This is a genomic window from Pseudomonas sp. GW531-T4, from assembly GCF_017349615.1.
GTDB lineage: Bacteria > Pseudomonadota > Gammaproteobacteria > Pseudomonadales > Pseudomonadaceae > Aquipseudomonas > Aquipseudomonas chlororaphis_I.
In genome coordinates, this window is record NZ_JACMZT010000021.1 from 15,872 (window position 1) to 32,467 (window position 16,596).

Here is a 16,596-nt window from a genome sequence, read left to right on the forward strand (position 1 = left end):
CTTCAGATTTATCTGACGCAGCCGATAGGCTCTCTACAAAACCTATTTAATAGCCCAAGGGAGTTCGCGGCATGTACCGTTGGTTAGCCCAGAGTCTGGGAAATATGAGCGTCAACCTCAAACTCGGCGTTGGCTTCGGTCTGGTGCTGCTACTGACCCTGCTGATCACCGCGACCGGCTGGCTGGGCCTGGGCAATGTGATCGAGCGCGGCGACAAGCTGGGCTATATCTCCAGCCTCAACGAGCTGACCAAGGACCTGCGCATCGCGCGCCTGGACTATGAAATGCGCCGTGGCGAGCAGGGGCCGGGGGCCGTCAGCGAGCTGCTGAACAAGCTCGACGAAGGCTTGCAACGCGCACGCAAGATGCTGGAAATGCCTGAAAGCATCGCCATGATCGACCAGCAGATCGCCGCCGTCAGCGAGTACAAGCTGGCCTTCGCCGACATGACCCGCGCCACCGCCAGCCGCGAAGCCGCCCGCGCCAAACTGGGCGCCACCGCCGATAACGCCGTGGCCCGGGTGGCCGAAGTGGAGAAATCCATGCTGCAGGGCGACAGCGTGGCCCAGTTCAATAGCGTCATCGACCTGAGCAAACTGATCCAGCAGGCGCGCTTCCAGGTCCGCGGCTACACCTACAGCGGCAAGGCCGAGGCCGAACAGCCGGCGCTGGACGCCATCGACAACGCCCTGAATAACCTCGCCAGCCTGCCGGCCAAGCTGCCGGAACAGCACCTGGCCAACCTGCAACAGGCCACCGAAGCCCTCAAGGGCTATCGCTCCGCCGTCAGCGAGTTTCGCGACTCCCAGGTGGCCAGCGCCGCCGCGCTCAAACGCATGGCGGCCCAGGGCGACCGCCTGATGGAAGTCAGCAAGCAGCTGACCGCCGCGCAAACCCACAAACGCGACAGCGACGCCGCCCGGGCCAGAAGCACCCTGGCCATCGTCACCGCCCTGGCCCTGCTGTTCGGCCTGGTTGCTGCCTGGAGCATCACCCGGCAGATCGTCATCCCGCTGCGCCAGACCCTCAAGGTGGTCGAGCGTGTCGCCTCGGGCGATCTCAGCGAAAACCTGCAGGTCGAGCGTCGCGACGAGCTCGGCCAGCTGCAACGGGCCATGCAACGCATGACCCTGAGCCTGCGCGAGCTGATCGGCGGCATCAGCGATGGCGTCACCCAGATTGCCAGCGCCGCCGAGCAATTGTCGGCGGTGACCGAGCAGACCAGCGCCGGAGTCAACAGCCAGAAAGTCGAGACCGACCAGGTCGCCACCGCCATGAATGAAATGGCCGCCACGGTCCAGGAAGTCGCGCGCAACGCCGAGGAAGCCTCGGAAGCCGCGGTCGCCGCCGATCAGCAGGCCCGCGAGGGCGACAAGGTAGTTGGCGAGGCGATCGCACAGATCGAACGCCTGGCCGCCGAGGTCGGCAACTCAACCGCCGCCATGGGCCACCTGAAGCAGGAAAGCGACAAGATCGGCAGCGTGCTCGACGTGATCAAGTCGGTCGCCCAGCAGACCAACCTGCTGGCCCTCAACGCCGCCATCGAAGCCGCCCGCGCGGGCGAAGCCGGTCGCGGTTTCGCGGTGGTGGCCGACGAGGTGCGCAGCCTGGCGCAGCGCACCCAGAAGTCCACCGAAGAGATCGAGGAGCTGATCGTCGGCCTGCAGAACGGCACCCAGGAAGTGGCCAACATCATGGACAACAGCCGCAACCTGACCGACAGCAGCGTAGAGCTGACCCGCCGGGCCGGCGGCTCGCTGGAAAACATCACCCGCACCGTCTCGGCGATCCAGGCGATGAACCAGCAGATCGCCGCCGCGGCCGAGCAGCAGAGCGCGGTGGCCGAGGAAATCAACAGAAGCGTGCTGAACGTGCGCGACGTGTCCGAGCAGACCTCGGCAGCCAGTGAGGAGACAGCGGCCTCCAGCGTCGAGCTGGCGCGCCTGGGGACCCATCTGCAGACCCTGGTCGGGCGCTTCCGGGTTTGAGCCGAGCCGGTTTCGCTTGATATCGGGGTGAAACAATCGCGGGCAAGCCTCGCTCCTACAGATAAAGGTCATCTGCAGGAGCGAGGCTTGCCCGCGATGGGTTTCAGCCGGTGGAAAACCTACAGGACCTGACGCAGGAACGCCTGGGCCCGCGGGTCTTGGGGCGCATCGAAGAACGCCGCTGGCGAGGCGTCTTCCAGCAGTTTGCCGTGATCGAAGAACAGCACCCGATCCGCCACTTCCCGGGCAAAGCCCATTTCGTGGGTCACGCAGACCATGGTCATACCTTCCAGGGCCAGGGTTTTCATCACGTCCAGCACTTCACCGACCATTTCCGGGTCCAGCGCCGAAGTCGGCTCGTCGAACAGCATGACCTTGGGCTCCATGGCCAGCGCCCGGGCGATGGCGACGCGTTGCTGCTGGCCGCCGGAGAGCCGCGACGGGAACTCGTTGGCCTTCTGCGCGATACCGACCTTCTCCAGCAACGCCAGGGCCTTGGCCTCGCGCTCCTGCTTGCCGCGCTTGCGTACCACCTTCTGCGCCAGGCAGAGGTTTTCCAGCACGGTCATGTGCGGGAACAGGTTGAAATGCTGGAACACCATGCCGACTTCGCGGCGATAGGCATTCACATCGGTCTTCGGATCGGCCAGTTGCAGGCCGTCGATGCTCACCGAGCCGGAATCGAACTGTTCCAGGCCGTTGAGACAACGCAGGAAGGTCGACTTGCCGGAGCCGGACGGGCCGATCACCACCAGCACTTCGCCCTTGGCCACGTTAGTGGTGACGTTATCTACCGCGCGGACCACCTGGCCCCGGGTGTCGAAGACTTTTACCAGATCGCGGACTTCAATCACTTTGCGCGAGCCTCCGCTCAAGCCGGCTGGCCATCTTCGACAGCGGCAGGTTGATCAACAGGTACAGGGCCGCCACGCAGAACAGGATCTCGAACGGCGAAAACGAGGTGGTGATGACTTCACGTCCGCTCTTGAGCAGCTCGGTGATGGCGATCACCGACACCAGCGAGGTGTCTTTCACCAGGCTGATGAACTGCCCGGCCAGCGGCGGCAGCACCCGCTTGAAGGCCTGCGGCAGTACCACATGGCGCATCGACTGGCAGGCGTTCAGGCCCAGGGAGCGGGCCGCCTCATTCTGGCCACGGGCGATCGACTGCACGCCGGCGCGGACGATTTCCGCCACATAGGCACCGGTGAACAGCGACAGCGCGGCGATCCCGGCGAACTCGCGGGACAGGTTCAGCACCGTACCGATGAAGAAATAGAAAATGAAGATCTGCACCAGCAGCGGCGTGCCGCGCACCAGTTCGACGTAAATGGTCGACAGGTCCCGCAGGGTCGGGTTGTTCGACAGCCGGCAAAGCCCGGTCGCCAAGCCGATGAACAGCCCCAGCACCCCGGACACCAGCGACAGCCACAAGGTGGTCCACAGCCCCAGCAGCAGCGGCCCGGCCGCCCAGTGACGGGTCACGCCGATCACATCGCCTTCGGCCACATCGTCGCCACGGGCGACTTGCAGGCTGTTTTCGTCGACCGTCAGCCGTTGCTCGTCACCCGCGTCGTTGCGCAGCGTGACCTCGGCCTTGCCGCCTTTGCGCACCAGTTCGCTGACGGTGGAGATGTCCGCCGCCCGCTGCGACTCCTCGGCCTGGTAGGCGAAGTACTGCGGTACACGGTTCCAGCGCCATTCGTAGGACATCAGCGAGGTGGCGTAATACAGCGCGCCGGCCAGGCCGATCAGCACCAGCACGGTCAATACGTGCCAGGGCCATTGGGCTTTTTTATGTTTGATCACTTTGCAGGTTCCAGCCGTTTGCAGCGGGGAAGTTCGGTATCGCCGATCAGGACGCCATCGCGAGCCGGCTCGCTCCTACAGGGATTGCGTGAATCCGTAGGAGCGAGGCTTGCCCGCGAATGGGGCGACTCGGTCTGTCTGACCGAGTGTTATTCCATGTCCTTGAGCCACTCGGTGCTCTTGAACCACTTGTCATGGATACGATCGTAGGTGCCGTCTTCGTGGATCTGGTGCAGGAAGTTGTTGATGAAGTTGAGGCTGTCGTAGTCACCCTTCTTCAGACCGAAGGCCAAAGGCTCGTAGGTGAACGGCTTGTCGAGGAACGTAAGCTTGCCGTTGCCGACCTTGCTCAGTGCCACCACGTTGTACGGGGCATCGTAGATAAAGGCGTCGGCCTTGCCGTTGACCACGTCGAGCACGGCTTCCTGCTCGTTGTCGTAGCCGTGGTACTTGGCCTTGGCGATCAGCTTCTTGGCGACCATCTCGCCGGTGGTGCCCAGCTTGGAGGTGATGCGGTAGTCGGCGGTGTTCAGGTCTTTATAGGACTTGATGGTGCCTTCCAGTTCCTTGCGGATCAGCAGGGTCTGGCCGACCACGATAAAGGGTTCGCTGAAGTTCAGGCGCAGGTTGCGTTCCTGGGTCAGGGTCATGCCGCTGCCGATCATGTCGAACTTGTCGGTCAGCAGGGCCGGGATGATGCCGTCGTAGCCGGTGGAAACCAGCTCCAGCTTGACGCCCATGGCCTTGGTCATGGCCTTGAGGATATCGACCTCGAAACCGATGATCTCACCGCGCTTGTTGGTCATCTCGAACGGCATGTAGGTCGGGTCCATGCCGACTTTCAGCGTGCCGCGCTTGACCGCATCATCGATGGCGCCAGCCTGGGCTGCATTGACCGCCACCATTGCCGTGACGCCGAGCAGCAGCATCGAGAGATACTTCTTCATCTTCAAGTCCCCTGAACCCATTTTATTGTGAGGCGAACCCGCGACAGGTTTTCCCTGGAAAACCGACGGATACGGGCACCAGGAATGCCCGCTCGCAGCAATTCGGGGTGCGATGCTAACTCACCCGGCCGTTTGCACAAGGGTTTGACCAGGATTTGTTGTTACAGAGGGGGGTGACAATCTCCCTGTAGCCGCTGCCGCAGGCTGCGATGGTCCGGGCCACGCTGGTCGTAGGACCTCCTGCGATCTCAGGATCCTGCGTCCCCTTCGGTACGGATGCCGCCCAATCGATCGCAGCCTGCGGCAGCGGCTACAAGAGCGGGCCCACAAACAACAACGCCCTTGAGAGTGCTCTCAAGGGCGTTGTCATCAGGCCGGTTGGGCGATTGCCGTTTGCGGTCGCAACGGCAACAACGGTGCATGAGGGTCTTCATCCACCGATTGCCGCCAGGCGCTCAGCCAGTCAGCATGGCCTTCGCTCCAGACCTGCTCATGCAGGCGGGCCAGGGCCACCGGGTCGCTCAGCAGCGCCAGGCGCTCGCCATTATTCAGCGCCGCCGGCCCCACTTTCAGGGCATGGCGGACACGTTCGCTACGCAGCCACTCGATCGGCTCGGCCAGGCCGTGCCGGGACGTCGCCAGGGCACAGGCCAGGGCGTTCTGCTGCGGATCGACCACCGCCCGGATGAAGCCGTCGTTCAGCGCATGCCAACGGTTTTCATGGGTGTACTGGTCGGTGGACACCAGCTCCTGTGGCGGCGCGTATTCCTCGGGGATCAGGAACAGGCTTTCGTCACGGGACTTCAGGCCCAGGCCGACGCGGCTGGAAATCACCGACACCGGGATCGACAGCATCAGCGAACCGACGATCGGCACCAGCCACCAGAGGAAGCTCGGGTTCAGCCAGATCACCAGCAGCGCCCAGAAGAAGCCCAGCAAGGTCTGCGGACCATGGCGGCGCACCGCTTCGCTCCACGGCGTGGAATCGTCGTCACGTTGTGGCGAGTTCCAGGTCGCGGCCCAGCCAAGGAACGCGGCCAGCACGAAACGGGTGTGGAAGATCATCCGTACCGGCGCCAGCAGCATGGAGAACAGCATCTCCAGCAGCATCGACAGGGTCACCTTGAACTTGCCGCCAAACTCTTTCGCGCCCTTGGCCCAGATCAGGATGATGCTCAACAGTTTCGGCAGGAACAGCAGCACGATAGTGGTCGAGAACAGCGCGATCGCCTTGTCCGGATGCCATTGTGGCCACAGCGGATACAGCTGGCGCGGCTCCAGGAAGTACTGCGGTTCCATCAGGGTATTGACCGCCAGCAGGGCCGTCGACAGCACCAGGAAGAAGAACCACAACGGCGCCGACAGGTAGGACATCACCCCGGTGAGGAACACCGCACGGTGCACCGGGTGCATGCCCTTGACCAGGAACAGGCGGAAGTTCATCAGGTTGCCGTGGCACCAGCGACGGTCGCGCTTGAGCTCGTCCAGCAGGTTCGGCGGCAACTCTTCGTAGCTGCCCGGCAGGTCGTAGGCAATCCACACGCCCCAGCCGGCGCGACGCATCAGCGCCGCTTCGACGAAGTCGTGGGACAGGATCGCACCGGCGAAGGCGCCTTTACCGGGCAACGGCGCCAGGGCGCAGTGCTCGATGAACGGCTTCATGCGGATGATCGCGTTGTGGCCCCAGTAGTGGGACTCGCCCAGCTGCCAGAAGTGCAGGCCGGCAGTGAACAGCGGGCCGTAGACGCGGGTGGCGAACTGCTGCATGCGCGCATACAGGGTGTCCATGCCCGAGGCTTTCGGCGCGGTCTGGATAATCCCCGCGTCCGGCGTGGCTTCCATCAGGCGCACCAGGCTGGTCAGGCATTCGCCGCTCATCACACTGTCGGCGTCGAGCACCACCATGTACTTGTAGTCGCCGCCCCAACGACGGCAGAAGTCGTCGAGGTTACCGCTCTTGCGTTTCACCCGACGGCGACGGCGGCGATAGAAGATCTTGCCGAAACCCTTGGTTTCGCGGCAGACGTCCAGCCAGGCCTGCTGCTCGGCCACGCAGATATCGGTGTCGTTACTGTCGCTGAGCACGAAGAAGTCGAAGCGGTCCAGGTCACCGGTGGCCGCGACCGACTCGAAGGTCGCCCGCAGGCCGGCGAATACCCGCGGCACGTCTTCGTTGCAGATCGGCATCACCAGCGCGGTGCGTGCATCTTGCGGAATCGGCTCGTTGCCGGCGCTTTTACCGGAAATGCGGTATTTGTCATGCCCGGTGAGCAGCTCGAGGAAGCCCATCAGCGCGGTCCAGAAACCGGCCGAAACCCAGCAGAACAGGATGCCGAACATGATCAGGATGCTGGTCTGCAGGGCGTACGGCAGTACCTGGGTGGCGGTCTGCATCAATGGCTGATGCATGACTTCTTCCAGGTCGACGAACGACCAGCCCTGGTACGGCATGATGCCTTTCATGTACCAGCCGGCCACTATGGTCTGGCCGAGCATCAGCACCAGCAGGATGTAACGGCGGATCGAACCCACGGTGCGCCAGCGCGCCGCCGGGAGCACCCGCTCATCCTTCGGCGGTGCCGGCGGGTTGGTGCGCCCGGTCAGGCGCCGCCAGCCACGCACCAGGATATTGGTGCGCCAGGGCTCGGGAACCACCTTGGTCCGCCGGATCGGCGGCGTGGCCTTGAGGCACACGCGACCGCTGGCGTCGAGCGCCAGCATCTCGGCATCGATCAGTTCCTCGGCGGAACTCAGGGTCAGCCGGCGGCCCACCGAGGCCTGGGCGGCATCGGCAGGCGCGTCGAACGTCGAGGACGACAGGCGTTCGTGCAGTTCACTGAAGGACTTGCAGCCCGCGAGTTCCGCGCGCTGCTCATCGGTCATTGGCAGGTGCGCCAGATACTCGGCAAGAGTCTCTGGCTGTACTTGAGGGTTACTCATCGGCAGGCAACTGGTAGCTCCAGGTCTCGGTCAGGACTTGCTCGGTCGGGACAGATTCCGGTGTGGCTGGGGCCGCCTCGGCAGCAGCAGGCTGCTTGGCGTCTTTGTGGTTCTTGGCGTCCTTGGCCGGCTTGGCTTCGGCTTGCTTGGCATCCGCCTCTTTTTTCTCCTGCTGCTTGGCGGCGACTTTGTCGGCCTTGGCGATGGAGGAGCTGGAGGCTGGCGACACGGCCTTGGCCGGCTCGACAGGGGTGGCGTTCTTGACCAGGGCCGCACGCATCTCGGTGGATTTGCTCGGATCCTTGATCTTCATCCGCAGGGTCAGGCGCCAGCCCTTGGTTTCAGGGTTGTAGCGCACGCTGTTTTCCACCAGCTCGGCGTTGTCGCCGACGCTGACCTGGCTGCGCACCTCGGTGTCTTCCGGCAATGCCGCCAGGGATGGACCTTCGAAGTCCACCAGGTAGGCCACGCTGCCGTCCGGCTGGCGGATCAGGTTGGATTGCTTGACGTCACCGGTGGAACGCAGGGTCTGCTCGACCCAGGCGCTGTCTGGCGAATGCAGGGAAGCCTCGTCCATGGTCCAGTGCAGGCGATAGGCGAAATCGAACGCCTGGCCTGGCTCAGGCTGCTTTTCCGGGCTCCAGAACGCCACGATGTTGTCGTTGGTTTCGTCCGCGGTCGGGATCTCTACCAGGTCGACGGTGCCTTTGCCCCAGTCGCCCTTCGGCTCGATCCAGGCGCTTGGGCGCTTGTCGTAGCGGTCGTCGAGGTCTTCGTAGTGGCTGAAGTCGCGACCACGCTGCAGCAGGCCGAAACCACGCGGGTTCTCTACCGAGAAGTTGCTCACGGCCAGGTGTTTCGGGTTGTTCAGCGGACGCCAGATCCACTCGCCGTTGCCGGCATGGATCGACAGGCCGCTGGAGTCGTGCAGCTCGCGGCGGTAGTTGAGGACTTTCGACGGCTGGTTGGCGCCGAACAGGAACATGCTGGTCAGCGGGGCAATGCCCAGCTTGCCGACCTTGTCACGCAGGAACATCTTGGCCTTGACGTCGACGATGGTGTCGCTGCCCGGACGCAGGGTCAGGCGATAGGCGCCAGTGGCCCGCGGCGAGTCCAGCAGGGCGAAGATCACCAGATGCTTGTCGGTCGGCTTGGGTTGCTGGATCCAGAATTCGGTAAAGCGCGGGAATTCCTCACCGGACGGCAGCGCAGTGTCGATGGCCAGGCCACGGGCCGACAGACCATAGACGTGACCCTTGCCAATGACGCGGAAGTAGCTCGCGCCGAGCATGGTCATGATTTCGTCCTGCTTGTCCGCCTTGTTGATCGGGTACAGGACACGGAAGCCCGCGTAACCGAGCTGTTCGGTGGCCTTGGGATCGAACTTGAGGTCGCCAAAATCGAAGCGAGTCGAGTCGTATTTGATCTCTTCGACGGTGTTCGCCGTGATTTCGTTGATTTTCACCGGCGTATCGAAGTGCATGCCCTGGTGATAGAAGGACAGCTTGAATGGGGTTTTCTGCTTGGCCCACTCGGCCTTTTCAGGCAGGAAGCGGATTTTCTGATAGTCCGCGAACTTCATCTCACGAAATTCGTTCGGCAGGTTACTGCGCGGAGCCTCGTACTTCTGCCCGGCCAGATCCTTAGCCTTGGCCGATACATCATCCAGATTGAATGCCCAGAGTTGGCCGGCGCTAAGCAGGCAAAGCAGTGCGGAGCCCGTCACCAGTGCGTTTCGTAACCGTTTGGCAGACAATTTTGGTGCATTACAGGGACTAACAATCACGAGCAACCCTCGCCGAAAACAGATCAAAAAACCAACGGCCAGCTATCTATATGCCAGGTTGGCGAGCATTGTTCCGACTCCGATGGGGCTAAATGATTCCCCAAACGGTCCCGAACAAGTCTCTACCTAAGTCAAAACGGACCAACGAACGCTGATCCCCGTAGCGCGCGATTATCTAGTAGCCCGCGTTACAACGCATCAGGGGCGACCAAGTATTTATCGCGAAAAACGCCTATTTTCGGCCGCTTCCGGCCGAAAAAGATGTTTCAAGCACTTTCAGGTCTGTAACAGGAAGGTTACCGGGCCATCATTGACCAGATGGACCTGCATATCCGCCCCGAAGCGCCCTGATGCTACTTTGCCATGCAACTGTTGCGCCTTGCATAGCAGATAGTCAAAAAGTTCCTCACCGAGGGCCGGCGGCGCCGCGGTGGAAAAGCTCGGGCGCAGGCCGTTCTTGGTGTCCGCGGCCAGGGTGAACTGCGAGACCAGCAGCAAACCGCCGTCCACATCGGCCAGGGACAGGTTCATCTTGCCCTCGGCATCACTGAATACCCGATAGTTAAGCAGCTTGTGCAGCAGTTTGTCGGCACTGGCCCGGGTGTCCTCGGGCTCCACCGCTACCAGCACCAGCAAGCCCTGGTCCACCGCACCGACGATTTCCCCCGCCACTTCGACCCGCGCGCCGCGCACGCGCTGCAACAACCCCTTCATGCTTCTTCGGGCGGCAGGTCGAGCAGGCGCCGGGCCATCTGATTAGCGGCGCGCACCAGGGCATCGGTGATGCCCGGCTCCGACGCGGCGTGACCAGCATCGCGGATCACCTGCAGTTCGCTGTTCGGCCAGGCCTGGTGCAATTCCCAGGCGTTGTCCAGCGGACATATCACGTCGTAGCGGCCATGCACGATCACGCCCGGCAGGTGGGCAATCTTGCCCATGTCGCGAATCAGCTGGTTCGGCTCGAGGAACGCATGGTTGGTGAAGTAATGGCATTCGATCCGGGCGATCGACAGCGCGCGCTGCGGCTCGGAGAAACGATCGACCACCAGCGGGTTTGGCCGCAGCGTCGCGGTGCGCCCTTCCCAGATCGACCAGGCCTTGGCCGCATGCATCTGGGCGATCTGGTCATTACCGACGAGACGCTTGTGGAAGGCGCTGAGCAGGTCGTCGCGCTCGTCCAGCGGGATAGGCGCCACGTAGTCCTGCCAGTAGTCGGGGAACAGACGGCTGGCGCCTTCCTGGTAGAACCATTTGATTTCCTGCGGACGGCACAGAAAGATCCCCCGCAGAATCAGACCATGGACACGCTCAGGATGGGTTTGCGCATAGGCCAGGGCCAGGGTCGAACCCCAGGAGCCGCCGAACACCACCCATTTCTCGATGCCCAGGTGCAGGCGGATCCGCTCGAGGTCGGCGACCAGGTCCCAGGTGGTGTTGTTTTCCAGGCTGGCGTGCGGGGTGGAGCGCCCGCAACCGCGCTGGTCGAAGGTGACGATGCGGTACAGGTTCGGGTCGAAGTAACGGCGACTCTGGGCATCGCACCCGGCTCCCGGGCCACCGTGGATGAACACCACCGGCAAGCCTTCCGGGGAACCGCTCTCATCGACATACAGTACATGGGGTTCGTCGACAGCCAGATCGTGCCGGGCATAGGGTTTGATCTGCGGGTACAAAGTCTGCATTGCGCGCTCCGTAAGGGGTCGAGGTCATCCCTGGGGGGACTTCAATTATTCTGCCGTCCGGCATCATAAACCCGAATTACGGAATGAGCATGTCCTTGGAAAAAATGCGGTTGTTCCCCCCGGAAAGCCAGGCGCACCTGTAGCCGCTGCCGAAGGCTGCGCTCGACTGCGCAGCAGGCGCAGGATCTTGAGATCGCTGAAGGCCTTCGGCCTTATCGCAGCCTGCGGCAGCGGCTACAGGCTTTCCCGTCGGCCTCAGCGCCCGTAGCGCTTCTGCCCCCAGGCCAGCAGCCCTTGCAGCAGCTGCTTGAGCACCACCTGGGTCGGCGCCGCCAGATCGTCGCGGTAGCGGAACGGCTCGAACTCTTCCATGTAGGTGCTCTGCGCCAGCTCCAGCTGCACGGCATGGATGTTCTCCGCCGGGTTGCCGTAATGCCGGGTGATATGGCCGCCCTTGAAACGGCCATTGAGCACATGGCTGTAGTCGGCATGACGGGCGCAGATCGCTTCCAGCTGGCTGGCCAGCTCGGCATCGCAGCTGGCGCCGTTGAAGGTACCCAGGTTGAAGTCCGGCAGCTTGCCTTCGAACAAATGCGGGATCAGCGAGCGGATCGAGTGCGCATCGAACAGCAAGGCATAGCCGAACTCGGCCTTCAGCCGCGCCAGCTCCTGCTGCAGGGTGCTGTGATAAGGCGTCCAGACCTGCTCCAGATAAGTCGCCCGCTCCTGCTTCGACGGCTCCCGCCCCTCACGGAACAGCGGCACACCATCGAACAGCGTGGCCGGGTACAACCCGGTGGTGGCGCCGACATATAAAGGCTTGTCGTCGGACGGGCGATTGAGGTCGATGACGAAACGCGAATACTCGGCCGCCAGGGTGCTGGCGCCCAGTTCCTCGGCGAACGCGTAGAGCCGCGGGATGTGCCAATCGGTATCCGGCAGGCTTTGCGCCTCGGGGATCAGCCCGGCCTCGACCACTGGCGTCAGGCGCAGGCCGGCGTGGGGCATGCTGATCAGCAGCGGCACCCGGCCTTGTTTGAAGTTCAGAACCTTATCCACAACCCTTCTCCTATAAATCCACTTCAACGCCGTGGCGCACGACGCGTTTTTCCAGGTCGCCGCCCAGCCAGTAGGCCAGGTCGGCGGGACGATCGATCTGCCAGGCGACGAAGTCCGCCACCTTGCCGGCCTCCAGCGAACCGTGGGTCCGCTCCATGCCCAGCGCGGTGGCCGCGTGCAGGGTCACGCCGGCCAGGGCTTCTTCCGGGGTCATGCGGAAACAGGTGCAGGCCATGTTCAGCATCAGGCGCAGGGAGAGCGCCGGCGAAGTGCCGGGGTTGAGGTCGCTGGCCACGGCGATCTTCACCCCGTGTTTACGCAGCGCGTCCATCGGCGGCAGCTGGGTTTCGCGCAGGAAATAGAAGGCGCCCGGCAACAGCACGGCGACAGTGCCGGCCTTGGCCATGGCGATGGCGTCCTCCTCGGTCATGAACTCCAGGTGGTCGGCCGACAGCGCGTGATAACGCGCCGCCAGGCTGGAGCCATGCAGCGACGACAGCTGTTCGGCGTGCAGCTTCACCGGCAGACCGAGCTTCTGCGCGGCAACGAACACCCGCTCCACCTGTTCCGGCGAGAACGCCAGGTATTCGCAGAACGCATCCACCGCGTCCACCAGGCCCTCGGCGGCCAGGGCCGGGAGCATTTCGCTGCAGATGTGCTCGATGTAGTCGTCCGAGCGCTCGGCGTATTCCGGCGGCAAGGCGTGGGCCGCCAGGCAGGTGCTGCGCACGCTGACTGGCAGCTCGGCGCCCAGGCGCCGGATCACCCGCAGGATCTTGCGTTCGCTGGCCAGGTCCAGGCCGTAGCCAGACTTGATCTCGACGCTGGTCACGCCGTCGCGCAGCAGGCTTTTCAAGCGCTTGCGGGCACTGTCGAACAGTTCATCCTCGCTCGCCGCACGGGTGGCCCGCACGGTGCTGGCGATACCGCCACCGGCGGCGGCGATTTCGGCGTAGCTCACCCCTTGCAAGCGTTGCTCGAATTCGCCGCTGCGGTTGCCGCCGAACACCGTGTGGGTGTGGCAGTCGATCAGGCCCGGGGTGACCCAGGCCCCCGCCAGGTCATGCCGCTCGGCATAGTCGCCGGCCGGAACCTGGTCGCGCGGGCCGATCCACTCTATGAGCGCTCCTGACGTCACGATGGCGGCATCCTCGATGATCGAGTAAGCGCCTTGCGCCATGCTTGCGACGTGGCAGTGTTGCCAGAGAGTTTTCATCCGAGGCCTCCGTTAGTTATCGATGGGACAAAGAAGGGTCGCGGTGTACCTGGACCGCCTGACCGGCGGCCGGCTTGACCCACAACAGATAAGCGATCACCAGCAGCACGATCCACACCGCACCCACCGCCAGCGCCGCCTGGGTCTCCGGGAAGTAACCCAGCACGCCGAAGACGAACAGCATGAACACGATGGCGGCTGCCGGCGCCCAGGGCCAGAACGGCACCGGGAATTTCAGTTGGGCGACCTGCTCGGCGCTCATCGAGCGACGCATGGCCACCTGGGTGACCAGGATCATCAGCCAGACCCAGACCGTGGCGAAGGTGGCGATCGAGGCAATCAGCAGGAACACGTTTTCCGGAATCAGGTAGTTCAGCAGCACACCGCCCAGCAGCGCGGCGCCCATGACCACCACGGTCATCCACGGCACGCCGTGTTTCGACAGCTGGGCAAAGCCTTTTGGCGCCTGCCCTTGCTGGGCCAGGCCGTACATCATGCGCCCGGCGCCGAAGATGTCGCTGTTGATCGCCGACACCGCCGCCGAGATCACCACGATATTGAGGATGGTCGCCGCCGAGCCGATGCCCAGGTTGTCGAAGATCTGCACGAACGGGCTGCCCTGGCTACCGATCTGCGGCCATGGATAGATGGCCATCAGCACGAACAGGGTCAGCACATAGAACAGCAGGATGCGCATCGGCACCGCGTTGATTGCCTTGGGGATGACCCGCTGCGGGTCCTTGGCTTCACCGGCGGTGATACCGATGATCTCGATGCCGCCAAAGGCGAACATCACCACCGCGAACGAGGCGATCAGGCCGCCGATGCCGTTGGGCATGAAACCGCCGTGGGCCCAGAGGTTGGCCACCCCGGTGGCCTGCTCGCTGCTGGCCGAACCGATGCCGAACAGCATGATGCCGAAGCCGGCGAGGATCATCGCGACAATCGCGCCGACTTTCAGCAGCGACAGCCAGAACTCCATCTCGCCGAAGACCTTGACGTTGCACAGGTTGAGGCCGCCGATCAGGAACACGATGCCGAGCACCCAGACCCAGCGCGCCACTTCCGGAAACCAGAAGCCCATATAGATGCCGAAGGCCGTGACGTCGGCCAGGCAGACGATGATCATTTCAAAGGCATAGGTCCAGCCGAGGATAAATCCCGGCAACGGCCCCAGGTAATTGCTGGCGTAGTGGCCGAACGAGCCGGACACCGGGTTGTGCACGGCCATCTCGCCCAGCGCGCGCATCACCATGAACACCGCGGCACCACCGATCAGGTAGGCCAGGAGGACCGCGGGACCGGCCATCTGGATGGCCGAGGCAGAACCATAGAACAGCCCGGTGCCGATCGCCGACCCCAGCGCCATGAAGCGAATATGTCGGGCGGACAGCCCGCGTTTCAATCCTTGAGCTTGCTGTTGCATTTCTCGTTCCTAATTATTTTTATCGGAGAAAACCGGAACCACCTGTAGCCGCTGCCGAGGTACGAGGCTGCGAAGCGGTCCGCAGGACCACCCTCGGGGGCTGCTGTGCAGCCCATCGCAGCCTCGTGCCTCGTCAGCGGCTACCGGCATGGGGTTACAGGCTCGGCAGCAACTTGGCCGGCAGCAGCTCATTCAGGCAACGGGACGCCAGCAGTTCGCTCGCGGCGTTGATGTCCGGGGCGAAGAAGCGGTCCTTCTCGTAGAACGGCACTTTGCTACGCAGGGTAGCGCGGGCCTTTTCCAGCTTGGTCGAGGTCTTCAGGCCGTCACGCAGGTCCAGGCCCTGGCAGGCTGCCAGCCATTCCACGGCGAGGATGCCACGGGTGTTTTCGGCCATTTCCCACAGGCGCTTGCCAGCGGCGGGCGCCATGGACACATGGTCTTCCTGGTTGGCGGAAGTCGGCAGGCTGTCCACCGAGTGCGGATGGGACAGCGCCTTGTTTTCGCTGGCCAGGGCCGCGGCGGTCACCTGGGCGATCATGAAGCCGGAGTTGACCCCGCCATTGGCCACCAGGAACGGCGGCAGCTGGGACATGTGCTTGTCCATCATCAGCGAGATGCGGCGCTCGCTCAGGGAACCGATTTCGGCGATGGCCAGGGCCATGTTGTCGGCGGCCATGGCCACCGGCTCGGCGTGGAAGTTGCCACCGGAGATCACGTCGCCCTCGGCGGCGAACACCAGCGGGTTATCCGACACGGCGTTGGCTTCGACCACCAGCACCTCGGCGGCCTGGCGGAACTGGGTCAGGCAGGCGCCCATGACCTGTGGCTGGCAGCGCAGGGAGTACGGGTCCTGCACCTTGTCGCAGTTCTGGTGCGACTTGGAGACTTCGCTGCTGTCGCCCAGCAGGTCGCGGTAAGCCGCGGCAGCGTCGATCTGGCCTTTCTGGCCACGGGCGGCATGAATCCGCGCATCGAACGGCGAACGCGAGCCCAGCACCGCCTCGACGGTCAGGCCGCCACAGGCCAGGGCGCCGGCGAACAGGTCTTCGCCTTCGAACAGGCCACGCAGGGCGAAAGCGGTGGACACCTGGGTGCCGTTGAGCAGCGCCAGGCCTTCCTTGGCCGCCAGGGTCAGCGGCTTGAGGCCGGCCACGCTCAGGGCTTCGGTAGCGTTCAGCCATTGGCCTTTGTAACGGGCCTTGCCTTCACCCAGCAGCACCAGGGACATGTGCGCCAGCGGCGCGAGGTCGCCGGAAGCGCCCACCGAGCCCTTGAGCGGGATATGCGGGTAGACCTCGGCGTTGACCAGGGCGATCAGCGCGTCGATCACCTGGCGGCGGATACCGGAGAAACCACGGCTCAGGCTGTTGACCTTGAGCACCATGATCAGGCGCACCAAGGCGTCGCTGATCGGCTCGCCGACACCGGCGGCATGGGACAGCACCAGGGAGCGCTGGAGGTTTTCCAGGTCTGCGCTGGCGATACGGGTCGAGGCCAGCAGGCCGAAACCGGTGTTGATGCCGTAGGCGGTGCGGTTCTCGGCGAGGATCTGCTCGACACAGGCGACGCTGGCGTCGATCTGCTTCGATGCACTGTCATCGAGGCTGAGGGTTACCGGCTGTTGGTAGACGGCACGCAGTTGGGCCAGGGTCAGTTGGCCGGGAATCAGATTTAGCGCAGTCACATTTATGCTCCTTTTGAGAGTTTGTTATTAACTACCAGTCGCTCCGGAAGCTTCCG

At 63.6% G+C, this 16,596-nt stretch carries 12 protein-coding genes and 1 pseudogene; 2 read left to right on the plus strand and 11 right to left on the minus strand.

Going from position 1 to position 16,596, the window contains the following annotated elements:
* Positions 1-104: 104 nt before the first annotated feature.
* Positions 105-1,133 (plus strand): annotated as a pseudogene (locus tag J4D28_RS30710) (methyl-accepting chemotaxis protein); the annotation flags it as partial.
* Between the two features lie 141 nt (positions 1,134-1,274).
* Positions 1,275-1,988, plus strand: a complete 714-nt coding sequence (locus tag J4D28_RS30715; RefSeq protein WP_371923112.1) for a methyl-accepting chemotaxis protein — start codon at positions 1,275-1,277, stop codon at positions 1,986-1,988.
* 119 nt (positions 1,989-2,107) lie between these two features.
* On the opposite strand, the gene J4D28_RS17815 is transcribed toward J4D28_RS30715, so the two are convergent.
* The 11 genes from J4D28_RS17815 to hutH all read right to left on the minus strand — a co-directional run bounded on the left by J4D28_RS17815 (position 2,108) and on the right by hutH (position 16,540).
* Positions 2,108-2,842: an amino acid ABC transporter ATP-binding protein gene (locus J4D28_RS17815; RefSeq protein WP_009046576.1), complete on the minus strand. Its 735-nt coding sequence runs from the start codon at positions 2,840-2,842 to the stop codon at positions 2,108-2,110.
* Positions 2,835-3,794: an amino acid ABC transporter permease gene (locus J4D28_RS17820; protein ID WP_371920942.1), complete on the minus strand. Its 960-nt coding sequence runs from the start codon at positions 3,792-3,794 to the stop codon at positions 2,835-2,837. Before J4D28_RS17820 ends, J4D28_RS17815 begins: the two co-directional genes overlap by 8 nt.
* Before the next feature lie 152 nt (positions 3,795-3,946).
* Positions 3,947-4,744, minus strand: a complete 798-nt coding sequence (locus J4D28_RS17825; RefSeq protein ID WP_016704434.1) for a transporter substrate-binding domain-containing protein — start codon at positions 4,742-4,744, stop codon at positions 3,947-3,949.
* Between the two features lie 369 nt (positions 4,745-5,113).
* On the minus strand, positions 5,114-7,684 hold the full coding sequence (gene mdoH, locus J4D28_RS17830) for a glucans biosynthesis glucosyltransferase MdoH (RefSeq protein ID WP_016704433.1): 2,571 nt from the start codon (positions 7,682-7,684) through the stop codon (positions 5,114-5,116).
* Positions 7,677-9,470, minus strand: coding sequence for a glucan biosynthesis protein G (locus J4D28_RS17835; protein WP_009046572.1), 1,794 nt, complete (start codon positions 9,468-9,470; stop codon positions 7,677-7,679). Before J4D28_RS17835 ends, mdoH begins: the two co-directional genes overlap by 8 nt.
* Positions 9,471-9,746: 276 nt before the next feature.
* Entirely contained in the window at positions 9,747-10,184 is a 438-nt protein-coding gene (dtd, locus tag J4D28_RS17840; protein WP_007925900.1) for a D-aminoacyl-tRNA deacylase, read from the minus strand.
* Complete coding sequence (gene pip / locus J4D28_RS17845; RefSeq protein ID WP_009046571.1) at positions 10,181-11,152, minus strand: prolyl aminopeptidase; 972 nt, start codon at positions 11,150-11,152, stop codon at positions 10,181-10,183. The genes dtd and pip overlap by 4 nt, the downstream gene beginning before the upstream one ends.
* A gap of 255 nt (positions 11,153-11,407) precedes the next feature.
* The gene (hutG, locus tag J4D28_RS17850; RefSeq protein ID WP_009046570.1) at positions 11,408-12,211 is read right to left on the minus strand and encodes an N-formylglutamate deformylase; all 804 of its coding nucleotides are present in this window, start codon (positions 12,209-12,211) and stop codon (positions 11,408-11,410) included.
* A gap of 10 nt (positions 12,212-12,221) precedes the next feature.
* Positions 12,222-13,427, minus strand: a complete 1,206-nt coding sequence (hutI, locus tag J4D28_RS17855) for an imidazolonepropionase (protein WP_009046569.1) — start codon at positions 13,425-13,427, stop codon at positions 12,222-12,224.
* 16 nt (positions 13,428-13,443) lie between these two features.
* Positions 13,444-14,853 (minus strand): amino acid permease, encoded by a 1,410-nt coding sequence (locus tag J4D28_RS17860; RefSeq protein ID WP_009046568.1) that lies wholly within the window; start codon positions 14,851-14,853, stop codon positions 13,444-13,446.
* Positions 14,854-15,007: 154 nt separating this feature from the next.
* Positions 15,008-16,540, minus strand: a complete 1,533-nt coding sequence (hutH, locus tag J4D28_RS17865) for a histidine ammonia-lyase (RefSeq protein ID WP_009046567.1) — start codon at positions 16,538-16,540, stop codon at positions 15,008-15,010.
* Positions 16,541-16,596: the final 56 nt, after the last annotated feature.

Excerpts from the sequence above, each read along its gene's own strand:
- J4D28_RS30715 (WP_371923112.1), top strand. The coding sequence starts at position 1,275 with ATGAATGAAATGGCCGCCACGGTCCAGGAAGTCGCGCGCAACGCCGAG.
- J4D28_RS17825 (WP_016704434.1), bottom strand. The coding sequence starts at position 4,744 with ATGAAGAAGTATCTCTCGATGCTGCTGCTCGGCGTCACGGCAATGGTG.
- mdoH (WP_016704433.1), bottom strand. The coding sequence starts at position 7,684 with ATGAGTAACCCTCAAGTACAGCCAGAGACTCTTGCCGAGTATCTGGCG.
- dtd (WP_007925900.1), bottom strand. The coding sequence starts at position 10,184 with ATGAAGGGGTTGTTGCAGCGCGTGCGCGGCGCGCGGGTCGAAGTGGCG.
- pip (WP_009046571.1), bottom strand. The coding sequence starts at position 11,152 with ATGCAGACTTTGTACCCGCAGATCAAACCCTATGCCCGGCACGATCTG.
- hutI (WP_009046569.1), bottom strand. The coding sequence starts at position 13,427 with ATGAAAACTCTCTGGCAACACTGCCACGTCGCAAGCATGGCGCAAGGC.
- J4D28_RS17860 (WP_009046568.1), bottom strand. The coding sequence starts at position 14,853 with ATGCAACAGCAAGCTCAAGGATTGAAACGCGGGCTGTCCGCCCGACAT.